The 26112-nt window shown below is 49.1% G+C and carries 20 protein-coding genes; 13 read left to right on the top strand and 7 right to left on the bottom strand.

The features are described 5' to 3' along the window. Nucleotides 1–7: 7 nt before the first annotated feature. Nucleotides 8–448: a hypothetical protein gene (locus tag Q1B47_RS01160; protein WP_299787323.1), complete on the bottom strand. Its 441-nt coding sequence runs from the start codon at nt 446–448 to the stop codon at nt 8–10. A gap of 241 nt (nt 449–689) precedes the next feature. Between Q1B47_RS01160 and Q1B47_RS01155 the strand changes: the two genes are divergently transcribed. Both Q1B47_RS01155 and Q1B47_RS01150 read left to right on the top strand, forming a co-directional pair. Next, on the top strand, nt 690–1979 hold the full coding sequence (locus Q1B47_RS01155) for an aminotransferase class I/II-fold pyridoxal phosphate-dependent enzyme (RefSeq protein ID WP_299787320.1): 1290 nt from the start codon (nt 690–692) through the stop codon (nt 1977–1979). Between the two features lie 209 nt (nt 1980–2188). Beyond that, nucleotides 2189–4126, top strand: a complete 1938-nt coding sequence (locus Q1B47_RS01150; protein ID WP_299787317.1) for an EAL domain-containing protein — start codon at nt 2189–2191, stop codon at nt 4124–4126. An 85-nt stretch (nt 4127–4211) separates the two neighbouring features. Here the strand turns inward: Q1B47_RS01150 and Q1B47_RS01145 are convergent, their stop codons facing one another. Together Q1B47_RS01145 and Q1B47_RS01140 are read right to left on the bottom strand one after the other, a co-directional pair. Continuing rightward, nucleotides 4212–5285: a DUF6765 family protein gene (locus tag Q1B47_RS01145; protein WP_299787314.1), complete on the bottom strand. Its 1074-nt coding sequence runs from the start codon at nt 5283–5285 to the stop codon at nt 4212–4214. Between the two features lie 115 nt (nt 5286–5400). Beyond that, nucleotides 5401–6135, bottom strand: coding sequence for a DUF599 domain-containing protein (locus Q1B47_RS01140; RefSeq protein WP_299787311.1), 735 nt, complete (start codon nt 6133–6135; stop codon nt 5401–5403). Nucleotides 6136–6398: 263 nt separating this feature from the next. Here Q1B47_RS01140 and Q1B47_RS01135 point away from each other — a divergent pair, with 263 nt between their 5' ends. From Q1B47_RS01135 to Q1B47_RS01125, 3 genes are all read left to right on the top strand, one after another. Then, entirely contained in the window at nt 6399–7997 is a 1599-nt protein-coding gene (locus Q1B47_RS01135; RefSeq protein ID WP_299787307.1) for a S41 family peptidase, read from the top strand. A gap of 8 nt (nt 7998–8005) precedes the next feature. Beyond that, nucleotides 8006–8386: a hypothetical protein gene (locus Q1B47_RS01130; RefSeq protein WP_299787304.1), complete on the top strand. Its 381-nt coding sequence runs from the start codon at nt 8006–8008 to the stop codon at nt 8384–8386. Between the two features lie 242 nt (nt 8387–8628). Next, complete coding sequence (locus tag Q1B47_RS01125) at nt 8629–11625, top strand: PKD domain-containing protein (RefSeq protein WP_299787301.1); 2997 nt, start codon at nt 8629–8631, stop codon at nt 11623–11625. A 185-nt stretch (nt 11626–11810) separates the two neighbouring features. Here Q1B47_RS01125 and Q1B47_RS01120 read toward each other — a convergent pair whose 3' ends face one another. Further along, entirely contained in the window at nt 11811–13634 is a 1824-nt protein-coding gene (locus Q1B47_RS01120) for a S8 family serine peptidase (protein WP_299787298.1), read from the bottom strand. Nucleotides 13635–13935: 301 nt separating this feature from the next. Here Q1B47_RS01120 and Q1B47_RS01115 point away from each other — a divergent pair, with 301 nt between their 5' ends. From Q1B47_RS01115 to Q1B47_RS01095, 5 genes are all read left to right on the top strand, one after another. Further along, a complete protein-coding gene (locus Q1B47_RS01115; protein WP_299787295.1) occupies nt 13936–14607 on the top strand; it encodes a DUF2461 domain-containing protein in 672 nt (223 codons plus the stop codon). A 45-nt stretch (nt 14608–14652) separates the two neighbouring features. Further along, complete coding sequence (locus Q1B47_RS01110) at nt 14653–15321, top strand: glutathione S-transferase N-terminal domain-containing protein (RefSeq protein WP_299787292.1); 669 nt, start codon at nt 14653–14655, stop codon at nt 15319–15321. A gap of 163 nt (nt 15322–15484) precedes the next feature. Next, a complete protein-coding gene (locus tag Q1B47_RS01105; RefSeq protein ID WP_299787289.1) occupies nt 15485–16273 on the top strand; it encodes a transporter substrate-binding domain-containing protein in 789 nt (262 codons plus the stop codon). Between the two features lie 347 nt (nt 16274–16620). Further along, the gene (locus Q1B47_RS01100; protein ID WP_299787286.1) at nt 16621–18003 is read left to right on the top strand and encodes an RsmB/NOP family class I SAM-dependent RNA methyltransferase; all 1383 of its coding nucleotides are present in this window, start codon (nt 16621–16623) and stop codon (nt 18001–18003) included. Between the two features lie 267 nt (nt 18004–18270). Beyond that, the gene (locus Q1B47_RS01095) at nt 18271–18438 is read left to right on the top strand and encodes a hypothetical protein (RefSeq protein ID WP_299787283.1); all 168 of its coding nucleotides are present in this window, start codon (nt 18271–18273) and stop codon (nt 18436–18438) included. A gap of 41 nt (nt 18439–18479) precedes the next feature. Here the strand turns inward: Q1B47_RS01095 and Q1B47_RS01090 are convergent, their stop codons facing one another. Then, entirely contained in the window at nt 18480–20147 is a 1668-nt protein-coding gene (locus Q1B47_RS01090; RefSeq protein WP_299787280.1) for a diguanylate cyclase, read from the bottom strand. Nucleotides 20148–20330: 183 nt separating this feature from the next. Next, nucleotides 20331–20870 carry a YfaZ family outer membrane protein gene (locus Q1B47_RS01085; protein ID WP_299787277.1) on the bottom strand — a complete coding sequence of 180 codons (540 nt, stop codon included), beginning with the start codon at nt 20868–20870 and terminating at the stop codon, nt 20331–20333. Nucleotides 20871–21143: 273 nt separating this feature from the next. Between Q1B47_RS01085 and Q1B47_RS01080 the strand changes: the two genes are divergently transcribed. Continuing rightward, a complete protein-coding gene (locus tag Q1B47_RS01080; RefSeq protein WP_299787274.1) occupies nt 21144–21629 on the top strand; it encodes a glutathione peroxidase in 486 nt (161 codons plus the stop codon). A 565-nt stretch (nt 21630–22194) separates the two neighbouring features. Here the strand turns inward: Q1B47_RS01080 and Q1B47_RS01075 are convergent. Then, nucleotides 22195–23985 (bottom strand): M1 family metallopeptidase, encoded by a 1791-nt coding sequence (locus Q1B47_RS01075; RefSeq protein ID WP_299787271.1) that lies wholly within the window; start codon nt 23983–23985, stop codon nt 22195–22197. A gap of 155 nt (nt 23986–24140) precedes the next feature. Between Q1B47_RS01075 and Q1B47_RS01070 the strand changes: the two genes are divergently transcribed. Continuing rightward, the gene (locus Q1B47_RS01070) at nt 24141–25025 is read left to right on the top strand and encodes a collagenase (RefSeq protein WP_299787268.1); all 885 of its coding nucleotides are present in this window, start codon (nt 24141–24143) and stop codon (nt 25023–25025) included. An 812-nt stretch (nt 25026–25837) separates the two neighbouring features. Beyond that, a complete protein-coding gene (locus tag Q1B47_RS01065) occupies nt 25838–25987 on the top strand; it encodes a hypothetical protein (RefSeq protein ID WP_299787265.1) in 150 nt (49 codons plus the stop codon). The last annotated feature ends 125 nt before the right edge of the window (nt 25988–26112 follow it).

The raw sequence follows: 26112 nt of genomic DNA, 5'->3' as shown, positions 1-26112 counted from the left end.
TGATGGGTTAACCGTTTCTCATCTTCTCTTTCTTCTCCTCTTCAAGCTTGCGGTTAGTCAGCTCGGTTATCTGGGCCGAGAGTGTCGCAATTTCATTTTGCAGTGCCTTACGCTTCTTCTCGCCCGCCTCGCTCTTGTCACCTTCCAGCTGCTTAAGCTCCTCTTTTAGCTTCTCAAGTTTTTCCTTCAGCGCCTCGATCAGCTCATCTATCTTTTTCTTAGGCTTATCCGAGGCCTCGGTCGACTGAGCTTGGGCCTGAGATGCTTGCGCATGAAGCTTGCCACCCGTCTCGGATGCCAGTGCATCTCTCCCCTCTTTAGAGATAGAGACATGGGCATTCCCCTGCGCCGAAGCACTTCCCTGTGTGATACTGGCTCCCGCCTCGGCTTTTGTGGAGGAGCCGACCTTAGCCTGACTAATCCCTTGAGTTGCTGGCGGATTATTCATACTCATTCCTGATACGTTCATAAACTTCCCTTATAGACTGCAACGCAACAATATTTGTATTCATATGTATCACTGTTATCGGCCGCTTTGTAAATAAGCTTATCTGAACAAGGTAAATAATTGTGAAATGGCTCTTTTTTAATGAATTAATTTTTTATTGGAAAAGAAAGATATTTATTTAGACTTCCAGACGTCCATTTGTTATGTTCAACTTTCACTCAAAGGAATAGGAAGAGATAATATGAAACTTGAGTCATTAGCACTTCACCACGGATATGAATCTGAAGCGACGACGAAAGCGGCGGCCGTGCCCATCTACCAAACCACCTCCTATACCTTCGACGATACTCAACATGGTGCCGATCTGTTCGATCTGAAAGTGCCGGGAAATATCTACACCCGCATCATGAACCCGACCACAGATGTGTTGGAGCAACGTCTGGCAGCCATCGAAGGCGGGATAGGCGCATTGGCACTGGCATCAGGCATGGCAGCTATCACCTACACCATACAGGCATTGACTCAGGTAGGTGACAACATCGTCAGCACCAGTCAACTCTACGGGGGCACCTACAACCTGTTTGCCCACACACTGCCGCGTCAGGGCGTAGATGTACGCATGGCAGGTTTCGATGACTTTGATGGTCTTGAGGCCTTGATCGATGACAATACCAAGGCGCTGTTTTGTGAGTCTATCGGAAACCCGGCGGGTAATATTGTCGATCTGCAACGTCTGGCTGAGATAGCCCATAAACATGGCGTGCCCCTGATTGTCGATAATACCGTGGCGACGCCGGTGCTGTGTAAGCCATTTGAATTTGGTGCCGACATAGTGATCCACTCACTGACCAAGTATATCGGCGGCCATGGTACAACCATCGGCGGTGTGATCATCGACTCGGGCAAGTTTGACTGGGCGGCGCACCCTCAGCGTTTCGCGCTGCTGAATGAACCCGATCCCTCCTATCACGGCGTCGTATACACTCAGGCCTTCGGCCCAGCCGCCTTTATCGGGCGCTGCCGCGTCGTACCACTGCGCAACACAGGTGCAGCGCTCGCCCCCCAGAGCGCTTTCCTGCTGTTGCAGGGGTTGGAAACCCTCTCTCTGAGAATGGAGCGCCACTGCAGCAACGCACTGGCGTTAGCACAATATCTTGAGCAACACCCTAAGGTGAGTTGGGTCAACTACGCGGCGCTCCCCAACAGCCCTTTTCAGGACAACTGCCACAAGATAACCGGCGGAAAGGCCTCGGGGATCATCAGCTTCGGCATAAAGTCGAACCAAAATGACGGCGGCAAAGAAGCGGGAGGACGTTTCATCGATGCCCTCAAGATGATACTGCGTCTGGTGAATATCGGTGATGCCAAGTCTCTCGCCTGTCATCCGGCTTCGACCACCCACAGACAACTGGACGCAAGCGAACTGGCTAAGGCCGGTGTCAGTGAAGATCTGATACGCATCTCGGTCGGCATCGAGCATATCGATGACATCATTGCCGATGTTTCTCAGGCACTTGAGCAGGCGGGATAAGTTCTACCTTTAATCTCAGCTACCGGGGGGGATGTCACCACAGCCATCCTCCGATAACCCAGCTCTGCTCAGATTTAGATGAATAACGCATAACCTGTAGGGTGAATAGTATAAAATAGCCTTTAAAAGCAGAAACTAAGCCCTTAACACCATTTAATAAAGGGGCTATAGTTTACTAATAGGAATCATTCGCAAAGGACAGTTGCAAGATGATGGATAAAGCCGCGGAACGGCACCTACACGACGAACACCTGCTCAATGAGATATCGGTCACTGCCGCCGAGATAGCTGTGCCCGAAGATATGTTTAATAGTTGGCAACAGACTCTGGATCTGATCTCTGAAATTGTCGATACCCCGGCCGTCCTCATCATGCGAATACATAAAGATGATAATAAGATGGAGGTGTTTGCCAGCAGCAGGAGTATCGGTAATCCCTACCGTCGTCACGATAAAGATAGCTTAGGCCATGGCCTATACTGTGAAACCGTCATCGCTCAAAATAGTGAGCTGCATATTCCCAACGCATTGAAAGACAGAGATTGGGATAATAATCCGGACCTGAAACTCGGTATGATTGCCTACTGTGGCCTGCCGCTGCTCTGGCCCGATAATACGCCCTTCGGCACCATCTGTATGCTCGACAACAAGGAGCACAGTTACAACAATAAATTTCGCCATTTGTTAGCCAGATTCCAAGAGGCGATAATAACAAATCTCGCCAGCTTATATCAGCAGGAGAAGCTGCGCTTCCTGAACCGAATTCTGGAAAAGCGGGTGCAACTCAGAACCCATGAACTGGCGGAGCTCAGCACAAAACTTATCCGGGAGATAGAGGACAGAACCTCGGCAGAGTATACTCTGGAATACAGCAAGACCTATGACGAACTCACCGGACTGCCTAAACGAACGAGTCTAGTCGAGTCACTCAACCAGATGCTAAAACGGGTAAAAGGTTCACAGGTTGTCACGGTACTCTATTTTGGTCTGAGAAAATTTAAGTCCATTAATGACACATATGGTTATGTGGTCGGTGATCAGATCCTTTCTCAATTCAGTCAAAGGATCACCCGGCAGTTAAACGAAGACGCTGTTATCGCCCGTATTGCCGGGTCTGAATTTGTCATCGCTCACTCCCATAAACGCTCGAGTCGTGATGAACTGTCGCTCATTACCAACATACTAAATTGCTGCAACAGTCCTTTCTACATCGCCGATTTCACCATAACGGTTCCCTCCTGCATGGGCATAGCCCAGTTTCCCGCGGATGCTAAAACGACAGAGGAGTTGCTGCAAAAATCAAGCGCGGCGATGAGTATAAGCAAAACAGAGGGAGCCAGTTATAGCTTCTTCAATCGAGATACTCACTCGAAGATAAGACAACGATATCAGCTGGAGTCTCATCTGGTCGACGCACTGAGTAATCAAGAGCTATACCTGAACTACCAGCCTTTAATCTGCCTGAAAACCAAAGAAATTATTGGTGCAGAAGCGCTGCTCAGATGGCATAACCCAGTTCTGGGCCAGGTACCACCCGACCAATTTATTAACTTAGCTGAGCATAATGGTCAGATCATCGAGATAGGTAACTTCGTCCTCCACAGTGCACTCTCTCAGGCGGCTCAGTGGCTACTCCTGAGGCAAAATGAGTTCAGGATTGCCATCAACATATCACCGCTGCAGTTCAGGGCACCAAATTTTGCCGAACATATTGCAGATCTGCTTACCCTATACCAACTCCCCGCCACCTCATTAGAACTTGAGATAACCGAAGGGATACTGTTACAGGATGAGCACCTGGCCCACGACTCAATTCAGAAGCTTCAGGCATTGGGGATCCGTATCTCCCTCGATGATTTCGGTACCGGCTACTCCTCGTTAAGTTATCTACAGAAATACTCATTTAATACCCTGAAGATAGATCGCTGCTTCATCACCAATCTGCATAAAAAAGAGCAGGACAGAGAGCTCACTCGGGCCATCATCGCCATGGGGAAAAAGCTGAACCTGCACGTGATAGCCGAAGGTGTGGAGACACATGAGCAGGATGATTTTATCCAAAGCGAAGGATGTGATTATGGTCAGGGCTACCTCTACGGCAAACCGAGCAGCGCCGAGGACTTTGAGGCTGATTATCTGGCAGACTAACCCCCTAATGGGAATAGACTCACCCGGGAAACAATGCGATAGCCTGCGTTACCCGGGCTAAAAATCATTTCAATCTCCTCCGGGATCAGGCGGCGCAGATACCATACTTAGGTAATACATCATGCAGGATATCGAAGCGGTGAGCCTGCAGCGCATCATGGAACATCTTCCAGTCTGAGGTCAGAAATGCAGGGGAGTAGACAAACTCATCCTCATCATCATCTACAGCTTCTAACTGCCCTATGGATTGATGCTTCCAGGAACCCTCCCCCTTTGCAATGTAGCTTACCTGCTCTGCCCCGAAGGAGAACTGTCCGAGGGCAATGGCTTCGAGCCACTTGCTGTGGCGCTCCTCGCCATCATCATCACGGATCGAGTCGAGCATTGACTTGATCAACTGCGCATCGGCCTCGGGAATACCAGCGACACTGTCGAGTTCAAGGTCTGTATCGCCACTCAGGTAACAGCGCATCGCGCGGCACATCATATCTACCGCCTCGAAGAAAATCGTTTGATTGTTACGTTCAACCGTTTCCCCGAGGCCGTTAACATACTTCCATGATATATAGGGGCGATCGGGGTGACTTAACGCCGCCCCATGGCCGAGAGGAAAGGCACTGCTGACGAAGAAGTTTGCTATCTTGGAGAAGAAGCTTTGGTCGAGGGAAGCATCGCTGCTCTGCAAATCTTCAACCTTATTGATCTCGTGAATATTGCCGGAGAACCCTTGATGGGTAAAGGTGTCGGCATAGACATGCATGGTAACGCCCAGACGGTGGAGACCGTAGGGCTTTTCTCTGTCCTGTATCGAGAGGCGCAGCATATCTCTGGCTACATAGCTGTCGGGCTTACAAACCAGCTTATTGATAAAACTCCCATCGGGGTTGAGCCCGGCAGGCAGCCCCCCGTTGCCCGGCAGAAAGTGAAACGATGCCCACACCCTGTGGTTGGCTAACTTCTCGGAGTTGCGATAATCCAGCATCTTATGAGCCGATGAGATCCTCGAATACATGGCCCCGTTATCAAACCGGATAACGCCCGAATTTGTGGCGTCATCCACATACTGGGCGCTATAGGCGATAATCTGCGCATCGGAGGCGGTAAAACCAGCCAGTCTTGCCGCAATATAGGTTAACCCATGGTGTCCGTCTATCTGCATTACAATATCCCTATTGATCCATACTAAGTGTCATAACCTAGCAGCAAACCAGTCATAACACCACGACTGTATACGCCGGCACTCTCTCTGTGTCAGGCCTGGAGCTGGGCGCTATTCATTTAACCGAATTCTTTTTATTTTTCTGTGCCTGCTCATCCAGCACCTGCATACCCGATGTGATGGCCACCACCGCCTTAGAGTTAAACTCCCGCGCATAAAGGGTATAGACGACAAACAGGCTGGTCACGATAAACAGTGCCGGATGAAAAAACCAACTCAACACCGCCATAGAGAAGTAATAGGCTCTGAGACCATAATTATATGAATGAGCCGCCTGATCTTGCACTATGGCCATCTGTCTGGCGTAGCAACGGAGTCTCTCATCCCCGCCCCCCGTTGGGTCTATGGGCGCAGCTCCGACCATCACGTTAAGAAAACCATATTGTCGCATCGACCAGGTAAACTGGAAAAAAGCCATCACGAAGATAAAGGTCAGCAGACTGAGTTTCAACTGGATCAGGGCATCATTTGGGGTCGCGGTATAGGGGATTGACGCGATAACAGCCTCTAATCGCTCGACCTGAGAAAACAGGGTCAACACACCGGCAAGTACCAGCATGGTCGTCGAGGCAAAGAAGGTAATATTGCGCTCAAGGTTGGCCAATAGCGCCGCTTCCCCCACCCTCACCTCACGGGTCATCAACTCATTCATCCAATGAATACGATGCTGATGCAGGCAACGGGCGATACAGTTGGTGGTCTTGGCCTTGCGCCGGGCAAAAGAGGTATAACCTACCCAACAGCAGATAAAACAGACAAATGAGACGAGATCCAAAACAGAAAAAGCCATAACTACCTTAAAAAATTCAAGTCAAGCCACTATTAAAGCAGCTTTAATCTCGACTGACCATTATTCGCGACTTCATACCCGCCACCATAAAATCCTTCATCACAGATAATTTAACCCGGCCAGGCATCTGTGTCAGTCAAAAAAATTTAAGCTGCATACGCAGAGAAGAAGTTGTGGTATAAAATATAAATACCACCAACAAACAGCCAACATAACCATCACTTTGTATCGATACAAGAGATAAGTTTAATAAGGGAATATTTATGACGTTACTCTCTGGAAAAACACTGACATTGTTACTCACTTCAGCACTATTTACCTTAGCAGGTTGTGGTGGCAGCAGTTCCGGCTCAGGTGACAATACCTCGGGTGGAGGGGGGACGGGAACGCCGCAGTGGGTGGCGGGTGTATTTGCTCCCGATAGTGAATTTGCCAACCGATGCGTCGCCGATCCAAATGGCTCAGAGTTAACGGAGAAACTCTGGTTAAGGTCATGGAGTAACGATACCTACCTCTGGTACGACGAAATAGCCGATGTCGATCCGGCTCCTTTCAGTGTGCTCGCCTACTTCGATCAATTGAAAACCCAGGAGTTGTCGCCCTCGGGTAATACCAAGGATAAGTTTCACTTCTCAATGCCCACAAGCGAATGGGATCAGCTCAACCAGTCCGGTGCCACAGTGGGCTACGGCGCCCATTTCTTCATTCAGCAGGCAGACGGCAGTCAGGATAGAAAAATTACCGTAACCTATGTCGAACCTAACTCACCGGCCTCGGAGATGGAGGTTTCCCGCGGCTATGTTGTCACAGAGATCGATGGCGTAAATGTTAAGGATGCGGCCGATAGCGCCAGCATAGCAATTCTCAACAGAGGCTTGTTTCCTGAAACCGCCGGGCAACAGACCAGGTTCACATTCCAACACTTAGATAAAACGACTTTTACCGAGTTGACCCTGACGGCGCAGACCATAATCTCAACTCCGGTTCAGAACACGACCACAATCGTCACTACGACCGGCAAGGTGGGGTACCTGCAGTTTAATGCTCATATCGCTACCGCGGAGCGCGGCCTGTTCGATGCCATCAACACCCTTAGTGACGCGGGTGTTGATGATCTGGTGCTGGATCTCAGATACAACGGCGGAGGCCTGTTGGCGATGGCTGGTCAACTCGGTTATATGATAGCCGGCAGCCAGGCGACCCAGGGGAAGATATTTGAGCGTAGCACCTTCAACGATAAACACCCCAACACCAACCCCGTCACCGGAGAAGCCCTGACTCCCATGCCCTTCTTCAGCGAGAGTCTGGGCTTTAATGCCACGTTACTCGGCGCCGGACGGTCTCTGCCTAGCCTGAACCTGTCACGCCTGTTTGTGCTCACGACTGCAAATACCTGCTCCGCCAGTGAGGCCTTGATGAATAGTCTGCGAGGCATAGATATTGAGGTCATCCAGATAGGGGATACGACTTGTGGTAAACCCTATGGCTTCTACCCGACCCCAAACTGTGGCACGACATTTTTTACCGTACAGTTTAAGGGGGAGAACAATAAGGGCTTCGGCGATTACTCAGATGGTTTCGTACCCAGCACCAGCCCGACGCTGGAAAGTGAAATTCCGGGGTGTAGCCTGAGCGATGACTTCAACCACGCCTTAGGCGATACCGATGAGCGATTACTCAACGCGGCGCTCTACTACCGCGCCAACGGTCAATGTCCGATAACTGTCAGCAATATGGCTAAGGCCAGACCCAGGAGCCAGGTTATCGATCCAGGTTTCGTAATCGAAGATAGTCGCAAGCAAAATGTGTTACTCAATAACCGCATATTAACCCGAGGCCCACAGCCCTCACATCAAGAGTAGAGGTTGAGATGAAAGCTTATCACTTACCACCCATACTGCTTCTGCTGACCGGCTGCTCACTGCAAGCCCATGATCTGAAAATGAGTGAGGCAGCGCCTGCGCTGCTGACCACTAGTTCAGCCCAGAGCACCACTGAGCTCCGGGATGCGATAGCCAGCATGTTAAAGGTGAAAGAGGTACTCATTGCAGACGATGCGTTCAGGCAAAGCAGTCGCTTGTCGCTCAGCCGTGCCCCCCATACAGACCCTAACGGTCAGCTTATCATGGGGCGAACCTTCGAGATGCCCGATATGATCCAACTTTTGGTACAGGGCGAACAGTGTTTCGTCTATCACGAAAAGAGCGACCAAAGCCGTCCACTGCCCCTCTCTAAGTGCATCCCCGAATAACCCATAGAGCATTAATAGAAAGACAAACAGGCCGTAATAAAATGCGGCCTTTTTTATCTCTTTCGCTACACATGGCAGCTGGCCTTGCCAGGTCCATATTCCTTCAAACACCAGCCTTTCCTAAAAAAATATTTCTAACTATTTGCGCGACTTGAACTGAGTTTTATGTAACAAAAGTATTCAAACCCGCGCCTCTGCTAGACTTAAGGTAACTATCGGCCGCTTAAAAAAGGGGAACGGTAATGGATTACAGAGCTAAATTTTTAAGGATCGCGCTGTTAAGCCTGTCCTTATCTGCAGCAGGTTTATCGGGATCAGATGCCGTTGCAGCCAACCCAACGACGAGTACCAATACAAGCACCAGCTCCGGCACACCTCCTAATCCCGGCTCTCAACACAGAGCCTTCCCTGACATCAATCTCCCCGAACCCGCTAATGGCGAACACGCCATATCTCTGCTGGGCGATAGATTAGCGGATGTCGCTGCCGCATATGATATGAGTACCGCAGATTTAGCTAAATTGATCAGAACCGATAGGACGGTTTGGTTAGATCGCAAGGGACATATCTTCTACGTAGAAATTGCAGTCCCCACCGAGCTATCAGAGTCAGCTTCAGGCAGTGAACCCCAGGCCGCACTCAGCGAAGCCCAGACCTTTAGTCTCAACAGCCGCCCCGGTGCACCGCGAACGATATTTCTCGATTTTGACGGCCACACGACAACCGGAACCGCATGGAATAACTCATACAATGTCGCCACGATAAACTCCCCCGCCTATAACACAGATGGCACGTCGGCCTCCTTCACACAGCTGGAGCTCGATAGAATCTATCTGATGTGGCAACAGGTGGCCGAAGATTTTGCACCTTTTAACGTTAATGTGACCACTCAGGAGCCCTCTCCGGACATGATAACCAGAACCACCTCGTCCGATCAGACTTTCGGCACCCGGGTGGTTATCACTCAGGATAACTTCGCTAACTGTGGCTGCGGCGGTTTCGCCTACTTAAGGATTTTCGACGATTACGGCAGTTATAGCGATTACTACAAACCCGCCTTCGTGTTTAACTCAAGCGTTGTTGGCGCCGGGGAAGCGATAACCCACGAGGCCGGTCACAACCTGGGGCTGAGCCATGACGGCCAGAGTGGTGGCTCCAGCTACTATCAGGGGCACGGCTCAGGTGCCACCGGCTGGGCCCCCATCATGGGAGTGGGCTATTACCGCGAGCTCGTACAGTGGAGCAAGGGGGAGTACCCTCTGGCCAATCAGTTTCAGGATGATATTCAGGTAATACAGAATTACGGCGCCCCTCTGATGCTCGATGATCATGGCGACAGTATCGCCAGCGCATCGGCATTAACCGAAACACCCAATGGCGACACGACCCTACTCGAAGGTAGCGGCCTGATACGCCGCCGTGATGATATGGATATGTTCAGCTTCACTGCCGGAGCGGGAAGTTTCAGCCTGAGTATCTCGCCATCGAATGTGAGCCCGAACCTGGATATTCTGGCCGAGCTTTATGATAGCGCAGGCACTCTGATTGCCAGCAATAACCCCAGCTCATCACTACCGGCGGCGCTAAGCGGCAGCTTTACCAGCAATGGGGAGTACTACCTTAAGGTCGATGGCACGGGGAAAGGCGATCTCTCCACCGGCTACAGTGATTACGGCAGCCTAGGCCTCTACAGCATCACAGGTAGCGTACAAAGTACCAGCAATTTACAATCTCCTGCAGCCGTCGCCGCATCGGTGGACTATCTGCCCGGATACGCACCAATAACCGCATTCTTCGATGGCTCGGCTTCCAGTGATGATATTGGCATCACCAGCTACAACTGGGACTTCGGCGATGGAAACTTGGCTAGCGGAGTGAGCCCATCTCATGAATACCTGGCCCCGGGTGAATATAGCGTGACCCTGACCGTTACCGATACCGACAATTTAACTGACTCAGACACATTAACTATCTCAGTCATCAATCAGGCTCCCGTCGCAATAGCCAGTGCCGACAGCTATTCGGGCACCGCCCCCCACAGTGTTCAATTTTATAGTACAGGCTCAGAAGATCAGGATGAGTCCGGCACCATAAGCTATGTCTGGCAGTTCGGCGACGGCAACGGCTCAACTTCAGCCAATCCGACTCACCTCTATTCGGCTCAGGGTACATTTACCCCAAGCCTTACCGTCACAGACAACTTAGGTGCCCAGGATAGCGTCATACTCTCGAAGATCAGCATCTCACCACCGGCTTATCTGGACCAATACGCCCATAGCGAGCTGTTCGGTGCGGGCACCGTCACGGGAGACTATACAGATACCTTAGATAGCAGCTCTGTGCAGTCGATACAGGAGCGGGAATCCAGCGGCAAAAAAAATAGTCGCTATAGTTACCTGCAACATACCTGGTTATTCAATATCATAGCGGGCAACACAGTGACCCTACATCTCGATGCCTGGATGACAGGCTCAAGTGATAACGAGCAGATGCGTTTCTCCTACTCAGTCGGTGGCGGCGCCTTCAGCGAATTACTTGTGATCAACAATAGCAGCAGTGGTAGCCCGATATCCTTCTTCATGCCTCAGGGCACCAGTGGCGATGTGCGTATACGTGTCGAAGATACCGACCGAACCCCTGGACGCAGAGGCTTAGATACCGTCTATATCCGGGAGCTCTACATCAGCAGCGAAACCCTGCAAGGTGGCGATGTGCCTGCAACGCCAACACAGCTCGGTGCGACGCCGATATCATCGAGCCGGATTGATATCAGCTGGACGGATGAATCGAACGATGAATCGGGCTTTAATGTCGAGCGCTCACTCGATCAAAGCAGCTGGAGCAACGCAGGCTCGGTAGGTGCTAATGTCACCACCTTCAGCGATAGCGGATTATCGGCAGATACAACCTATTACTACCGTGTTACAGCTTTTAATGGCTATGGTAGTTCACCTGAGTCCAACACGGCTTCGGCTACCACCTTCGCATCCAGCCCCGTTAACCTCACCGCCACAGGTTGGAAGGTTAAGGGCGTTAAACATATCACTCTTCAGTGGTATCAATATCAGGATGTCGATATCTACTTTGACGATAATGATGCTATTCCAGCCAGCGGAGGCAGCGGTGAACCCTACAGCTATGATCTCAATACAGGCCAGAAAGGCGGCGGCAGCCATACGATTCAGGTGTGTAACGTCGGCGGGGGGGACTGCTCAGAGGTGGTGACAGTAGTATTCTAAAGTTGTTTTTCTAAAATCGGCTTTTGATATCTGATTGAAAAAGTCGATCGATTAAACATCGAATAGCAGGTACGCCAACGCAAGCACCATGAAAAAACCGCAGCCTGGGCTGCGGTTTTATTTGGCTTTAATCAAGTTCGGTGGCTTCGGGTGTTGATTAACACACTATCGAAGCGACCTACCACTTAAAAAATAACGGTTTGCTCGCCTGTACAGGTCGAAGTGCCCTCATCACAAGCCTTATAGGTGTATGAACCGCCACCTTTAGTGTTGATAGAGTCGGTATAAACTGAGCTTGCCGAAGTAGTAGCTATCTTGCTGCCATCACGGTACAGATCGACACTGCTGCCTGCTGCACCGCTAACGCTCAGATCCACATTCTTCACACCTTTGCTCTTATAGCCGGTAGCTGAAAGCGTGAATTCGCCACCAGGCTCAGTACCACCGCCGTTACCGGCACAGCCATTTGCCGTCAGGTAAGCATCAGCTGCCGCCGCGTTGACGATACCGTAACCAAAGTATACATCTTTACCCGCAGCACCACTGTCCATGGCCGTTGCCTTAAGCGCCTCACGAATTTCAGTACCGGTACACTGGTTATGGTTTGACCAAACCAGTGCGGCAATACCAGAAACAGCAGGTGTCGCCATCGAAGTACCGCTCATGAAGCCAAAGTCAGAAGTACCGATATCTATGCTGGCTGTACCGGCAGCGATAAGTGCCGCCCTGTCTTCTAGCGCTGCACCAACAGCCGGAATAGTCGTGGCATTGGTATCACCCAAAGTTCCATAAAGCATACCCGGCTCATTGTTGATAATGATGGCACCGACACCGCCGGAGCCCTCACAGTTAGCCACCTTGTCATGGAAAGAGATATTACCGCGGTCGATCACACAGATATTACCGTTAGCACCATTATCGGTAGCCTCGGCAGTCCCCATATAGTAAGTACCTCCGCTGATAGCACCTGAGTTCTCCATTGCCGAGCTCGCATAAGCCACTCCATCGGCGCTCATGTTCGCCGACGTAGCCATTCCCGCCGGGTAGGTAGAGAGTGTATCGACACCGCCAGCCGTCACCTCTACACAGATAGTTTCATCTTCAACTGCGCGCTTACCGCGACCAGACAGACAGCTTGGGAACTGAGAGAAATCGGCAATATCATTATTGGCATCGTTGGCACCGATCATCATCACCGAGGGGTAACCTGCAGGATATGAACGTACGTTGTTACCATCGTTACCGGCAGCGGCTACGACCAAGCCACCTGCGTCGGTAAACGCCTGAAATGCATTAGATTCGGTAGAGTTAGAACCACCGCCACCAAGGCTCATGCTGATAATGTTTGCGCCTGCGGCACTACACAGTTCGGCCGCCTTGGCCAGATCAGATGAGTAGCCCCAGCCATCTTCGTTAAATACCTTGATAATATGCATATCGGCGCCCGGCGCCATACCTACAACACCAAAACCATTATCGGCTGCCGCTACGGTACCCGCAACGTGTGTACCGTGTGGGCCACCATGATCGTCCCAGTTACCGGTTCCCGAGTCATTGTCGCCGGTGATATTATTCCATTCGAAATCACCATTGCTCCTATCCAGACCAGAATCAATAACACATACCTTCATCCCGGCACTGGCATTGAAGGTAACCTGATCAGCCTGAGACTGATAAACTGCATAAGGGGTTACCTGCTCGGTCATAGGGTTACCCGCATCATCACTGAATGCCATAAGGTGACGACGTTGATCCGCTTCAACCAGTTTAATGTGTGGGTTATTCAGTAATCCTTTAACCTGTGAAAGATCTTTGCCTGCAAAAGTTGCCGAGATGAAGCCATTTCCATCTACATGTATTTGAGCACCAAGCTTGTTGGCTAACGCCTTAACGATGCCCTTCTTGTCATTGTCCACTTGAATAATATAACGATCGTCATCTGCTTTTGCGGTAGTCGATACGCTCACTGTCAGGGCAATGATCGCACCCGCAATTTTAGATAATTTCATAAAGTCTCTCCGATTTATTTTTTAGTATAGAGTTACTATCGCTACTGAATAATGCCGCAACACTTTTCACTGTTGAGCGTGCCTTTTTCGGCATTATCGTTCGAGTTACGATTTAGAAACTAACAGAGATCACAAAATATAACAATAGACCAACAAAAGATTAACAAATGTAAGTATAATCTGACGTTTGTGTAACATTTAAATTCTGCCTGTCACCCGAACTAATATTTTCCCTATATCCGGCTTGCTGTGTTACTTTTTAGTGTTACCAAGTTCAGCAAGTTTTCGGGACCGCACCTCTATGTTTACTCAGGAAAGTTTTTCATTTCTATCTCAGCTCGCCAGTAACAATGAGCGCGAATGGTTCAAATCCCACCAGGCCCGCTATGAAGATGAAGTGCGCACACCGGCGCTTAAGTTCATCGAAGCCATGCAGCCCCATATCCTCTCCCTCTCCCCCAGACTGACGGCTGTACCCAAGAAAGTTGGGGGCAGCTTGATGCGGCCACAACGGGATGCCAGATTCAGTAAAGATAAGACCCCCTACAAGACCAATGTGGGTATTCAGTTCAGGCATTTTCAGGGGAAAGATGTTCACGCTCCGGGCTTATACCTGCATGTTGCTAACGAGGGCTGTTTTCTCGGTGCCGGCATTTGGCATCCGGACTCCAAGACGCTGAGTCAGATCCGCACCTGCCTAGATGAAAATCCCAACGCCTATAAGAAAGCGCTGGCACAGCTGAGAGCCGCAGGTTTTGAGATGGAAGGAGGTAGCTTAATGCGCCCGCCACGGGGCTATGATAAAGCTCACCCCATGATCGAGGAACTTAAACGCAAAGACTTCATCGCGGTCAAGAATATAGACGCCAGGCAGGTATACGATAAAAACTTTGTCAGCTGGTGCGCCAACGAATTTAAGCAGACTCAGAAGCTGATGGGCTACCTCTGCTTCGCATTGGATCTGGATTATTAAACTACACTCGATAAGTTTATCAACCGGTTAAGTTAAGGAGTAACTATGATAGAGCTCTACACCGCTGCCACGCCAAATGGACACAAGATCTCCATTGCACTCGAAGAGATGGGGCTTGATTATCGCGTTAACCATATCGACCTGATGGCAGGCGAGCAGAAAGCGCCCGAGTTTCTGGCCATCAACCCCAATGGTCGCATTCCAGCTATCATAGACAGGGACAATGATGATTTTGCCGTCTTCGAGTCAGGTGCGATCTTACTTTATCTCGCCGAAAAGACAGGGCAATTTCTGCCCGACAAGCCTAAGGAGCGCTCACAAGCCATTCAGTGGTTGATGTTCCAGATGGGCGGCGTCGGCCCCATGATGGGACAGGCCAATGTTTTTTATCGCTACTTCCCCGAAAAAATTCCCGCAGCCATCGATCGCTACCAACATGAGAGCCGTCGTCTGTTCGAGGTGTTGAATAACCGGCTCGCCGAAAACCGTTATCTGGCGGGCGATGACTACTCCATCGCCGACATGGCGACCTGGCCCTGGGTGAGAACATATGAGTGGAGCGGCGTCGATATCAAAGGTCTGACTCACCTGCAGCGCTGGATTGATGAACTAGGCCGACGCCCGGCATGTCAGCAAGGGATCATCACCCCGCCCTCCTCAGAACTAAGTAAAGAGGAGCTCGCCAGGGAGATAAACAAGATGGTGACAAAGTAAACTTTAAGTGCAATGCGAGGTACGAGGCATGGAGGCCGAATCGACTTTTAGCTATAGCAGCCTTAATCAACCAACAAATCAAATTTTATATCTGACAGTAATCAGATCTAATACACACATGCTATCTTTAAAAGTAATGGCCCTGCTCCCGAAAAATAATTACATGCGCTATATACATCTCTTAATCACCCTGACTATCGTTTTCCTCAGCTGTTCAACCTCCGCCAATGAAAAGCTAATCAGTGTTGCAACCTTAAATGATTACGCTCCCTTCTGTTTCGCGGCTGAGGGTAGCAAGAGTAATCAGTTCATACCTGTGGGTCAGGATGCGGTAGGGTTTAGCGGATATAGCTGGGATGTGTTCAGAGCCAGCTTCCATAAAATGGGCTACTCGATTCATCTATCGGTTACGCCATGGGCCAGGGCGCTAAACGCGTTACAGCAGGGTAAAGTTGACATTCTCTTTCCCGCAGGAAAGAACATAGAGCGACTAAAGGTATTTGATTACTCGGAGCAGCCCATCAGCAAGATCAACTTTGCGCTGTATGTCAATGCCGACAACGCAATAGAGTGGCAAGGCTTAAAAACCCTGGAGAGCTTAACCGTTGGCGTTAAAAGAGGTTTCAACTATGGGGATGAATGGCACTCAAGCTCAAATATAATTAAGTATGATGTCACCAGCACTCGACAAGGATTTAAAATGTTGGCGTCAAACCGGATCGATGCCCTCCTTGGTTACGAATACAGTTGGGACTACTTTTTAAAACAAGCGGGTTGGAAACACAGATATCGAAAGCTCGCCATTCTCGACTCTACTCACGAGTATCTGGCCTCCCTCAAAACTAACCCCAGGGGGGAGACGCTGTTTAAAGCCTTCGAGCAGGGTAAGAAACAACTCAAAGAGAGTGGAGAGCTAGACAAGCTCAAACAAAAATGGTTCGGAGATAATTAAATGCGAGGTACGTGACCGCCAGGGCCCCTCGATTTTCGGGTTAGCAGGGCGAAGCAAGGCTCAATCCAAGCTAGTGAGCCGCTATTCTCACTCTTTTCTTAAGGTTACCCTAAATAGCTTTCGAGGAAGCGCTCACTCATCACACTCATCAATTTTAACTATTTTAAACTCCTCTGCCTCGCCTTAGAAGAATAAGTGCACAATAAAGATGCGGCCTCCAAACAACCAAACAATTATCATTTAGCAAAACAAAAATGCCACCAGCCTTCATTCTAAGGCTGGCCGACTTCTGTTACACTTGCGCCCAGATAAATATCAGCGCTAGGCAACTACCCATGGGCGACTCCTTGAACTCGAGCATAAGTAACTCAACCCCGAAAGACTTAATCTCAATAACCGACATACAGGCTGAAACTACGGCTCAGAAGCGGGCGCTCAGCTACGCCAACACCATATACCAGCTGTTTCATCAGGTGATGGATGAACAGCAACCGGCCGATCGCGTCGTAAGTGAGTACTTTCGGGTCAATAAGAAGCATGGCTCTAAAGACCGGCGGGTGATCCGTGAGAGTCTGTTTGCCCTGTTCCGTTGGTGGGGCTGGTTAAGTAAACTGGGAGATTCCCGCTCGAGTCAGGCCTGGTTCGCTATGCTCGGCGCGAGTGCAACCATAGAGTCCCATGCGTGGCATGAGATAGTTCAGGCCTGGAGCGAATTTTCGGGTCAGGCTCTGTTAAAATCGGACTCTAAGTGTGGATCTTGCCTGGATGCGCCGCTCTCTTGTGTGACCGGCAAGTGTGAATGGATGAATGCGCAATTTGCGCCACTGACATTCACTACCGATGAGCTGGTGCCAGGCTGGTTCTGGCAGGTTTGTCCTATCGAAGATGCGGCGCAGCGACTGGCCATGGTCGAGTCTCTGTCATCGCGCCCCCCTATCTGGAGCCGCGCCCAGAATATCGATACCGCTACCGCCATTGAGCAGCTCAATAAGCTAGATGTTCCGGCGACAGCTAGTGACTATTTCAGCGACGCCATCAACTTAGGCCATAAGAGCATCAACTTAAATGGCTTAGCCCTATATAAAGAGGGCAAGCTGGAGATCCAGGATCTCGGCTCTCAGGTGATTGGCCATATCTGTGCCCCCATTGAGAGCGACCTTTGGTGGGACGCCTGCAGCGGCGCCGGGGGCAAAAGCCTGCAACTGAGATCCCTGATGCTCCTGCAGAATCCACGATCTGCTGGCAATATTGTCGCCTCAGATATACGCCGTAAACCCTTAGAGGAGTTAGCCAAGCGAGCCAAACGCGCCGGCTTTAAGGGAATATCAGTCTCCCCCTGGAGATCCGATGAGCTGCCGGTTCCCCATAACCACTTCGATGGTGTGCTGGTCGATGCCCCCTGTAGCTGCACAGGCACCTGGCGCCGGAATCCGGATATGCGCTGGATCGATGGCATAGAAACGGTTCAGAACAAGCCGGCTCTTCAACTCGATATTCTGCGCCGAAGCAGTCAGGCCGTTAAAGATGGCGGCACCTTAGTCTATGCTACCTGCTCACTCTCCCCCCTTGAGAATGAGCAGGTAGTTAATGCCTTTCTTGCCGAACAGAGTGAGTTCACCTTAGAGGCGAGCACGCACCCTTTCACCGGCAAACAGACAGAGATGCTAACCGTATTTCCGTTCGAAGCCGATAGTGACGGCATGTTTGTGGCGCGAATGAGACGACGCTGATCCCGCCCCCCAGGCTATAGATAACGACAAAAGGCGGCCTAGGGTCGCCTTTTATTCAACAGCCACCAGCCCTTCCCCATCTATCTCCTCCCAAAAAAGCTCATCCGGTCAACCGCACTCTTTGAGCTGTCACCTTTTCATCATCTGCCTGTCATCTGTTTGTCACAAGCCATTTATACTCTTTTTATAAAGACAGCTTGCCTCTATCTGTTCCCGGGAGGAAAGCAGGCTTATATTCAATGAGTCAGACTTTAATTGGAGAGAGAGATGACAAACTTTTATGATAATAATCCGCGACTCAGGGAGAGCGATGAGGAGGAGCAAGGCAGGCTGAGAGATAAACGAAATAAGCACAGACGCAGGCAGAATTCGGCCCATAAGCGTCAGTATCTTGAAGCGCTATCCGGCGAGTACCGTGAACATAAGTGGCAGTAGTGGAGGTCCCCGCTCCAGCTCTTCCTGGGCTTTCTACTGAACTAGATCAGCGACCCCGTCGTCGACAGCAGCTGGGTCTGCCTATGTCGACGTTTCTCAGTTTTACGTTCATACATGTCGATATCTGCGTTTCTCAACCAATCCCTTGCATCTCTGGCATCATGATTTAACGCATAACCATAGCTCAGGCCGGTTCCGTTCCCCCCCTCCCGCTCAAGATCCTTTGCAAGCGACTCCAACTCCAATTTGAGGGAGGAGGTTTGTTCGACCGATATCAAGATAACGAAGTTATCTCCGCCTATACGAAACAGATTTACCCTCTCGTGAGACTCACAGATGAGTGTTAATTGCTTTGCAGCATACTGAAGCAGCGAGTCCCCATGCTGATGACCCAGTGTATGGTTGACCAGCTTCAGGCCGTCGATATCCAATAAGAAGAGATGTAACGTTTGCCTCGCCTCTTTGCCCGTTAACGGCTGCGAGTGCATAAACTCATCGAATGCGTGACGATTGGGTAACTGAGTCAATTGATCCTGCCTTATCTTTTTCCAGGCCCTCCCTAATGTCTCTATATATGATTGACGCTCCCGGGAGAGTATCTTGATCTTACTCGCCAACGCTAACGATAGGAGCAGAGCATCGATGGTTCCGCCAAACAGCGTCGCCAACTCGGCATAGGCGATCAAATCAGGGGCAAGACCCAGATTACCGGGCAGGATAAGCACAGATGGCAGTAACAGGCAGGTAAAAGCGATAATAAAATATCGGGCCGGAGAGAAACCTTTGAGCAGACAAACATTACCGCATGTGATGGCAAGAGCTATCCAGAGCATTATCAACACCGAGGCGATGAGGGCGGTATGAGAAACCCAGAAGATACTCGTCGGCAATGCGAGTATACAGGTCCACAGCAAGAGTTTGCTCAGGTTCCACAGTAGAGGTGAATACTCGGGGAGTTGAAGGAAGTGCCTATAAAACAGGATATTAAAAATCGGCAAACCGATAAAGAACAGGTGGTGGATCTCCAGATTATGAAAATTCATTAAATGCGCCGGCACATGAAAGGTTAAGGCCCAACCAGCGAAGTAGGTCAATACATATAGGCCGTAGTAGAGAAACGCCCGGTCAAAAATCGAAGTGTAGATGAGTAAATTATAGAGGGCGATGAACAGCAGGCCACCAAGACACAGACCTACCGCCATCGCCTCAAGATCTGAGCTTCGCTTGTGTTCGCTGAAGGGTTTCAGCTCAACCTTTGGCACTGAAGAGAAGTAGCGGCTCTCAATTTGAACAATCAACCAATACTCAACACCATAACTCATTTTAATCTTTCGGCCATAATCGAACAGAAATTCATAGGGAGCGTAATAGCCGGTATGCGAATCTTGGTTACTGCCATCATCACCAAGCATGTAGTAATCCAGTGACTCTACGACTGAGTTTCTGACGTTTATCACCCATTCAGACTCATCTTCATACATCATGACCGGCATGGCCAGCCAGTAGCTGCCACCGGTAAGGCTTATCTTATCGGCTTTCTCGAGCGTTGAAAGCCACTCCATCACATCGGCGTGCCTGGAGGGAACTTCTTGATAAGCAGAGGAGTGAAACAGAAACGATTGGTCGATAGCGGGCGCCGCAATAGAGTCGAAACTGCCGATGAGCAGAGTCAAACACAGAAGTAATGAAACCCATGCTCTTTGGAACATTTACGAAAGCCCACAGACCGATGGCAAGATCGATTAAGTCTATTAACGCAATGGGAAGTTTGCAACTTTACAGACCATATTTGCAGTGCTTTAACAACCGAAAATTAAATAGCCGGTCGTAGCCGAAAGAGGAGAGCGTACTGCTATCGCCCCGATACCGACGCGATAACAGAGTAAGGCGGTCTAGAAACTCACCTGCCCCCCGATATAGAAGCCACTATCGAATGTCGAGTTAGAGGCATTATCATACTGGAAGCGAATATTTCTATACCCCGCAAATAACGCCAGGTTCGGATTCAGTTTAAATTGCACCTTGCTGTCTAACTCATACTGCCCGTCGACGCTACCAAATGAGAGCACGGTTGGCGCATAGTAGCCTGAGGCATGGAAAGACAGGTTAGAGCCTAAGTCCATGGCATAACGGCCACCAATCCCTACCACACTCCCATTGGCACTCTGTTTTGCCCAAACATGGGAGAACTTAGCCCCAATTTCAAAATGGTGTATTCCGGCATCATGTTTTAAATGCATCGCACCGAACGCAAGGTGGCCGCCGTCATTGGAGTAGATATACCCCAGTGCGGCATTTGATTGCTTATTAAGATCTAAGATGAGATCGGTTGAGATCACATCATCATTCAATCCAACACTAAAATCATTTGCGTGAGCGGTAACTGATACCGCCGACAGAAGGAGCGCACAACTCCATAATTTATGCTTCATACGAACCTCAGGTTATCGTTTCCCCAATGATATCAAAAACACCCAGCCCAACAAGTATCACATTGTTTTAAAAGAATAATGCCGAGCAAAACTCAAACAGTACCGCAACCTGAATATCACGCCGGGAGCCAAGCCGATAACAAATTGCCAAACATCCCTCATTAGATAACAATTCGTATCAACACAGAAAACCAATAAAATAGATTGCGCACAACTATATTGCCAACAAGCTTTGATACTGTTATATTATCCGAAACCTATGAGGAGTGAGACATGACAAAATCAATTTACGATTTCTCGGCAACAAACATTCAGGGAGAGTCTGTGCCACTCTCTAAATTCAAGGGCAAGGTGCTGCTCATAGTCAATACCGCCAGCGCGTGTGGTTTCACACCTCAGTACAAGGGGCTGCAGGAGCTCTACGAAAAATTTGGACCTGACAACTTTGTCGTACTGGGTTTTCCCTGCAATCAATTCGGTGAACAGGAGAGCGGAAGCGAAGATCAAATTCAATCTTTTTGTGAACTGAATTTCGGCGTCAGCTTCCCCCTATTTGAAAAAATTGAGGTCAATGGCGAGCATGCCCACCCACTATACCGTTATCTGAAATCGTCGGCCAAAGGCATATTGGGCAGTGAAGGGATTAAGTGGAACTTTACTAAGTTCCTTGTCGATGCTGAGGGTAAGGTGCTGGAGCGATTCGCGTCAACCACTAAGCCTGAGTCGATAGAAAAAAGTATTATTTCTTTATTAAAGTAAACAATAACATAAAGGATACCAAGCAAAAAAACTCAAAAAAGGTGACTACTTTTTGAACTTTTTTCATCCCGGGGCATCAAACTATATGAACAGCGAAAGGCTTTTTCATGTTCATCATTCTCCCGGGACTTCTAGCGCGGTCCCCTTGATCTTTCGAGATCATCAGGCAACCAGATGGTTGCCCTTTTTTTATCCGAAACAGGATCTGCTTCCGGATGAATCACCAAAAAGTATTAATTTTTTCTTATTTAATCTGAACTTTTTCCGATATCGTTACTCTCACTATATGTAGCAAGTTTAGTGTTACATGTTTAATGTTTTCATCATGGTTCATCACCTCCCTTTAGGACTCAAATGAGTCCTGCAGGAAACGTTAAGTAGATAGCTAGCGCCAAAGACTTAATGACTCCTGAAACAGATTCTTTTTAAGACTGTTATGGCATCCCGGCTCAAAAGAGCAGATGGATGCCATTTTTTTTGCCTGTTCGGCTCAGAAATATCTGCAGCGATTCCCCATAAACAGCTCAAGCTCCCCACTACTTTTCATCATAGTGGTTGCTCCTATTCACGGCCGATAATGTAAACTCTTATCCAGCTGAACCACGATTGAGGGGTGGTAGCCTTGCCGGGCTTTTCCATATATCTGCTTAATCTCGGTATGGTAACCGGCGACTTGAAGCTCAGAGAACAGTGGTCTCACGAACTTCCCCCTGCCTATTCGGATCAGATACTTAGTCAATGCCGGAAGAACCGGATCATAGTGGTTTCGGATGGCTATACGGAACCAGTCGCAGGCAATTTCTGCATTGGTAGACTCTGTCAGCTTAAAACACTCATCCAGCTCCATCAGCTGAGTTTGCGACAACACTTCGGGCAAGCTGTTAAGAAAGTACTGCCAATGATGCACACGCCACTCCTGCGTAACCAGAGACTCGGCAGCGGCTCCCTTTAACCACAATGACAGTGCTTCATCCACCTTATCCAAACTATCGGACTGGGGGGGAGTGAAGTATGGGGGCATACCGTAACCGTAGATCCACTCCAGCAGTTCGGCTTCAGATATTTTATCTTTATGCTCAACCAGTAGTGTCTGTCTGGCGTAGGCGACGAACGCCTCGGTGGTGATGGCTTTAAACGCAAAGTGCTGAACGTAACGATAGAGGAACTTATCGAACGCCTGACGACCGAGCCGCTTCTCAAGGTCGTGAACAAACATAGAAGCCTTATCGTAGGTAAAGCGGTTGAAGGCATCGTTTGGATCTTGCCTCTGCACATTTGCCGGTAGATCCTGTTGTTCAACCTCAGTCGTCGCCAACTCCTCCTTCAGACGACCATACTCTATGACGACTTCAAGTTCCGCCTGCTCTTTGCCAAATACGGCCTCGACGATCCGATTGGTAAAGTAGGTGGTAAAGCCCTCATTTAACCAGAGATCCCGCCAGGTTGCGTTACTGACTAAGTTACCGGTCCATGAATGTGCCAACTCGTGGGCAACGGTGGAAACCAGACTCTTGTCCCCCGCTATCAGGGTCGGGGTAATGAACGCCAGCCTTGGATTCTCCATCCCCCCAAACGGAAAGCTTGGCGGAAGCACTATCATGTCATAGCGTCCCCACGGATAGGGGCCGAGAAGAGACTCGGCTATCTCTACCATCTGCTCGGTATCTTCAAACTCTTTCACTGCCGCGTCGAGCAGTTCAGGCTCGGCATAGACGCCGGTTCTTGCACCGATTTTTCCAAACCCAAGCTCCCCCACGGCTATCGCTAACAGATGGGTCGGCATCGGCTTCTCCATCGCAAAGGAGAACCGTCCATTTAGCCCTGCATCGGCATCGTTCAGGGCACTCATCACCGCACGCATACCGACAGGCACAGTTACTTCAGCCTCGAAGGTAATTCGGGCTTTGGGTGTATCTTGTAAAGGGATCCAGCTTCTTGCGTTGATGGGCTGGGATTGACTGAAAAGAAATGGCAACCTCTTACCGCTGGTTTGTTCAGGACTCAACCACTGCAGCCCCTGAGCTTCGGGCGAGGTAAGATAATGCACCCTAACCTTACCCGTGGCCGACTGCAGTGAAATATTCAATCTCTGCCCCAAAACAGGGTCTTCTCTGTCTATCTGATAATTAAGCGGCTGACCATTATCATCCTCAACCTTAAGAATGGATAACTCCCTTAGATCTAACCACAACTCACGACAGGTATCGTCGATAAACTCCAGCGAGAGCTCTGCAATCCCCGACAGAAGCTTAGCGCTAAAGTCGACATCCAGCGTCAATGCCAGGTGCCTGACGGCCACTTCATCTACATTGGAGAATGAGTGATAGTCATGATTATTATCCCATCGATTCGACACTGTTCCTTCCTTCTAAAAGCCGCAGAGTTAACATGAATTGAGCTACAAATATAGTAACCAGCACATACAGGCTTGTCATGATAATTGACATAAATATCCTAAGATGAAACACTTGGGGGATATTGTATACAAAAGTAACCCAAAGGAAACATCGAGTGAAAGTATCTCATCTGCTCCCTATTGCCGGCATCGTATGCCTGGGCTCAACTGTGACCCTCGCAGAGGAGCTTGCCCCACTATCTGAAGTTCTTTCACAAAATCATGCCTGCAGCGACACCATAGTGATCCGCTCTCAAGCGTTAAGCAAGGAGCAGATAGCGCAAGCCTGTGAATTAATGAGTCAACAGGAGATGAAATTTCATCGCCTCTTTGGCACTCAGGGTAAACCGGTAATGAATGATAATAATGTCAGCATGCGAGCCAATGTGTATCACTCGAGTGATGATTACAAACGTTATGTGACCGAGCATTTCAATGTGCCCAGTGACAACGGAGGCATGTTTTTAGAGGGCTTGCCACATAAGGCAAACAACCAGGCAGAGTTCGTGGCCTATGAAAAAAAGGGACAGATCTGGAATCTGGCACATGAGTATGTGCACTATTTAGATGGCCATTTCAACTTATATGGTGACTTTTGCGCATCACTGCATGACTCTCACAGCGCTCCCGAATACTGTCCGAAACCGGCACCTCTGCTGCCTCATCTAGTGTGGTGGAGCGAAGGCTTAGGGGAGTATATCTCCCATGGCGATGACAACGCCGCGGCCATCGCCGTTGCAAACAGACCCTCCGACGAGGGAGAGAGCTACCAGCTGAGCGAGCTGTTTAATACCAGCTATGAAAAAAATGGTGGCTCGGAGCGCGTCTACCGATGGAGTTATCTCGCTGTACGCTTCATGATGGAACAGCACAAAGATAAGGTCGATACCATGCTCTCTTTTACCCGTAGTGGCGACTATCCTAGATATCAGGCCCTGGTTAAGGAGTGGGGAACCAGTATGGATGAGGAATTCCGGCTCTGGCTGAAGACCTTAAGTTAACTTGAGACTTCAAACCGTTTCAAAATAAAAAAAGATGAAAGATTGAACCAATTGAGAAATGCCCGGTCCTAACTTATGAATCCGTTACATTGCATCATTATTGTTTTGTTACCGTTCATCATCATCTCCCTTGATAACCGCTTAGGTTATCTTAAAATGAGATCCGGCATTGCTAGCGCTCAGCCAATCTCTTTTTATTAAGTTTATCGAACTTTTATGGCAACCCGATAAGGGGTGCCATTTTTTTTAGCCGCTTACCCCGCCCTCGACACGATTGATAACCCCTTTACCAGATCACTCCTCATTATCGGTTTAACCGGGATGCCGAGTCCTGAGATGGCTAAATAATAAACTCTTATCAGATTTTTTTATCTATTTTAACTATTACGGTGAACTTTATCAGATTGAAGCACTCTGACTATATGAACCGAATTTATGACTTCGATGGCAGATAAAGATTGCTCATCGACAGTCCATTTTTCACCGTTCATCATCATCTCCCTTGATAACCTTGTAGGTTATCGCTTGAAGGTTCAGGCATTGCTAGCGCTCAGCCGGATTCTTCACTTTAAGTTTACCGAACTTGTTATGGCAGTCCGATAAGGGTTGCCATTTTTTTTGCCATCGGTTTCCCCATCATGGTTCGCCTAATCACTACACAGGCAAGCAGCCTTTCAGACGGTGATACCCGCTACCCATCTCCAATTTAGAACTATTTTAGTCTTTTTTAACTAATTTTTACTATTGCGGTGAACTTTATCAGATTACTGCACTCTGACTATATGAACCGAATTTATGGCTTCGATGGTTAGTTGGTTAAATTATCGATTGCCGCTTTTTCACTGTTCATCATCATCTCTCTTGGTAACCGCTTAGGTTATCGTTTGAAGATTCAGGCACTGTTAGCGCTTAGTCAGATTCTTCACTTTAAGTTTACCGAACTTGTTATGGCAACCCGATAAGGTTGCCATTTTTTTTTGCCCTATTTTCACAGCATTACCTTACGTACATAGGCACCCCATACCTCAGGATTGCGACACCGGCATATACCGCTGTGAATTTTTATTAGTTTTTTTTAATTATTTTT

Source organism: uncultured Shewanella sp., from assembly GCF_947501225.1.
Taxonomy (GTDB): domain Bacteria; phylum Pseudomonadota; class Gammaproteobacteria; order Enterobacterales; family Shewanellaceae; genus Shewanella.
The sequence above is the reverse complement of the archived record's forward strand: the minus strand, read 5'-3'. Positions and strand labels throughout refer to the sequence as shown.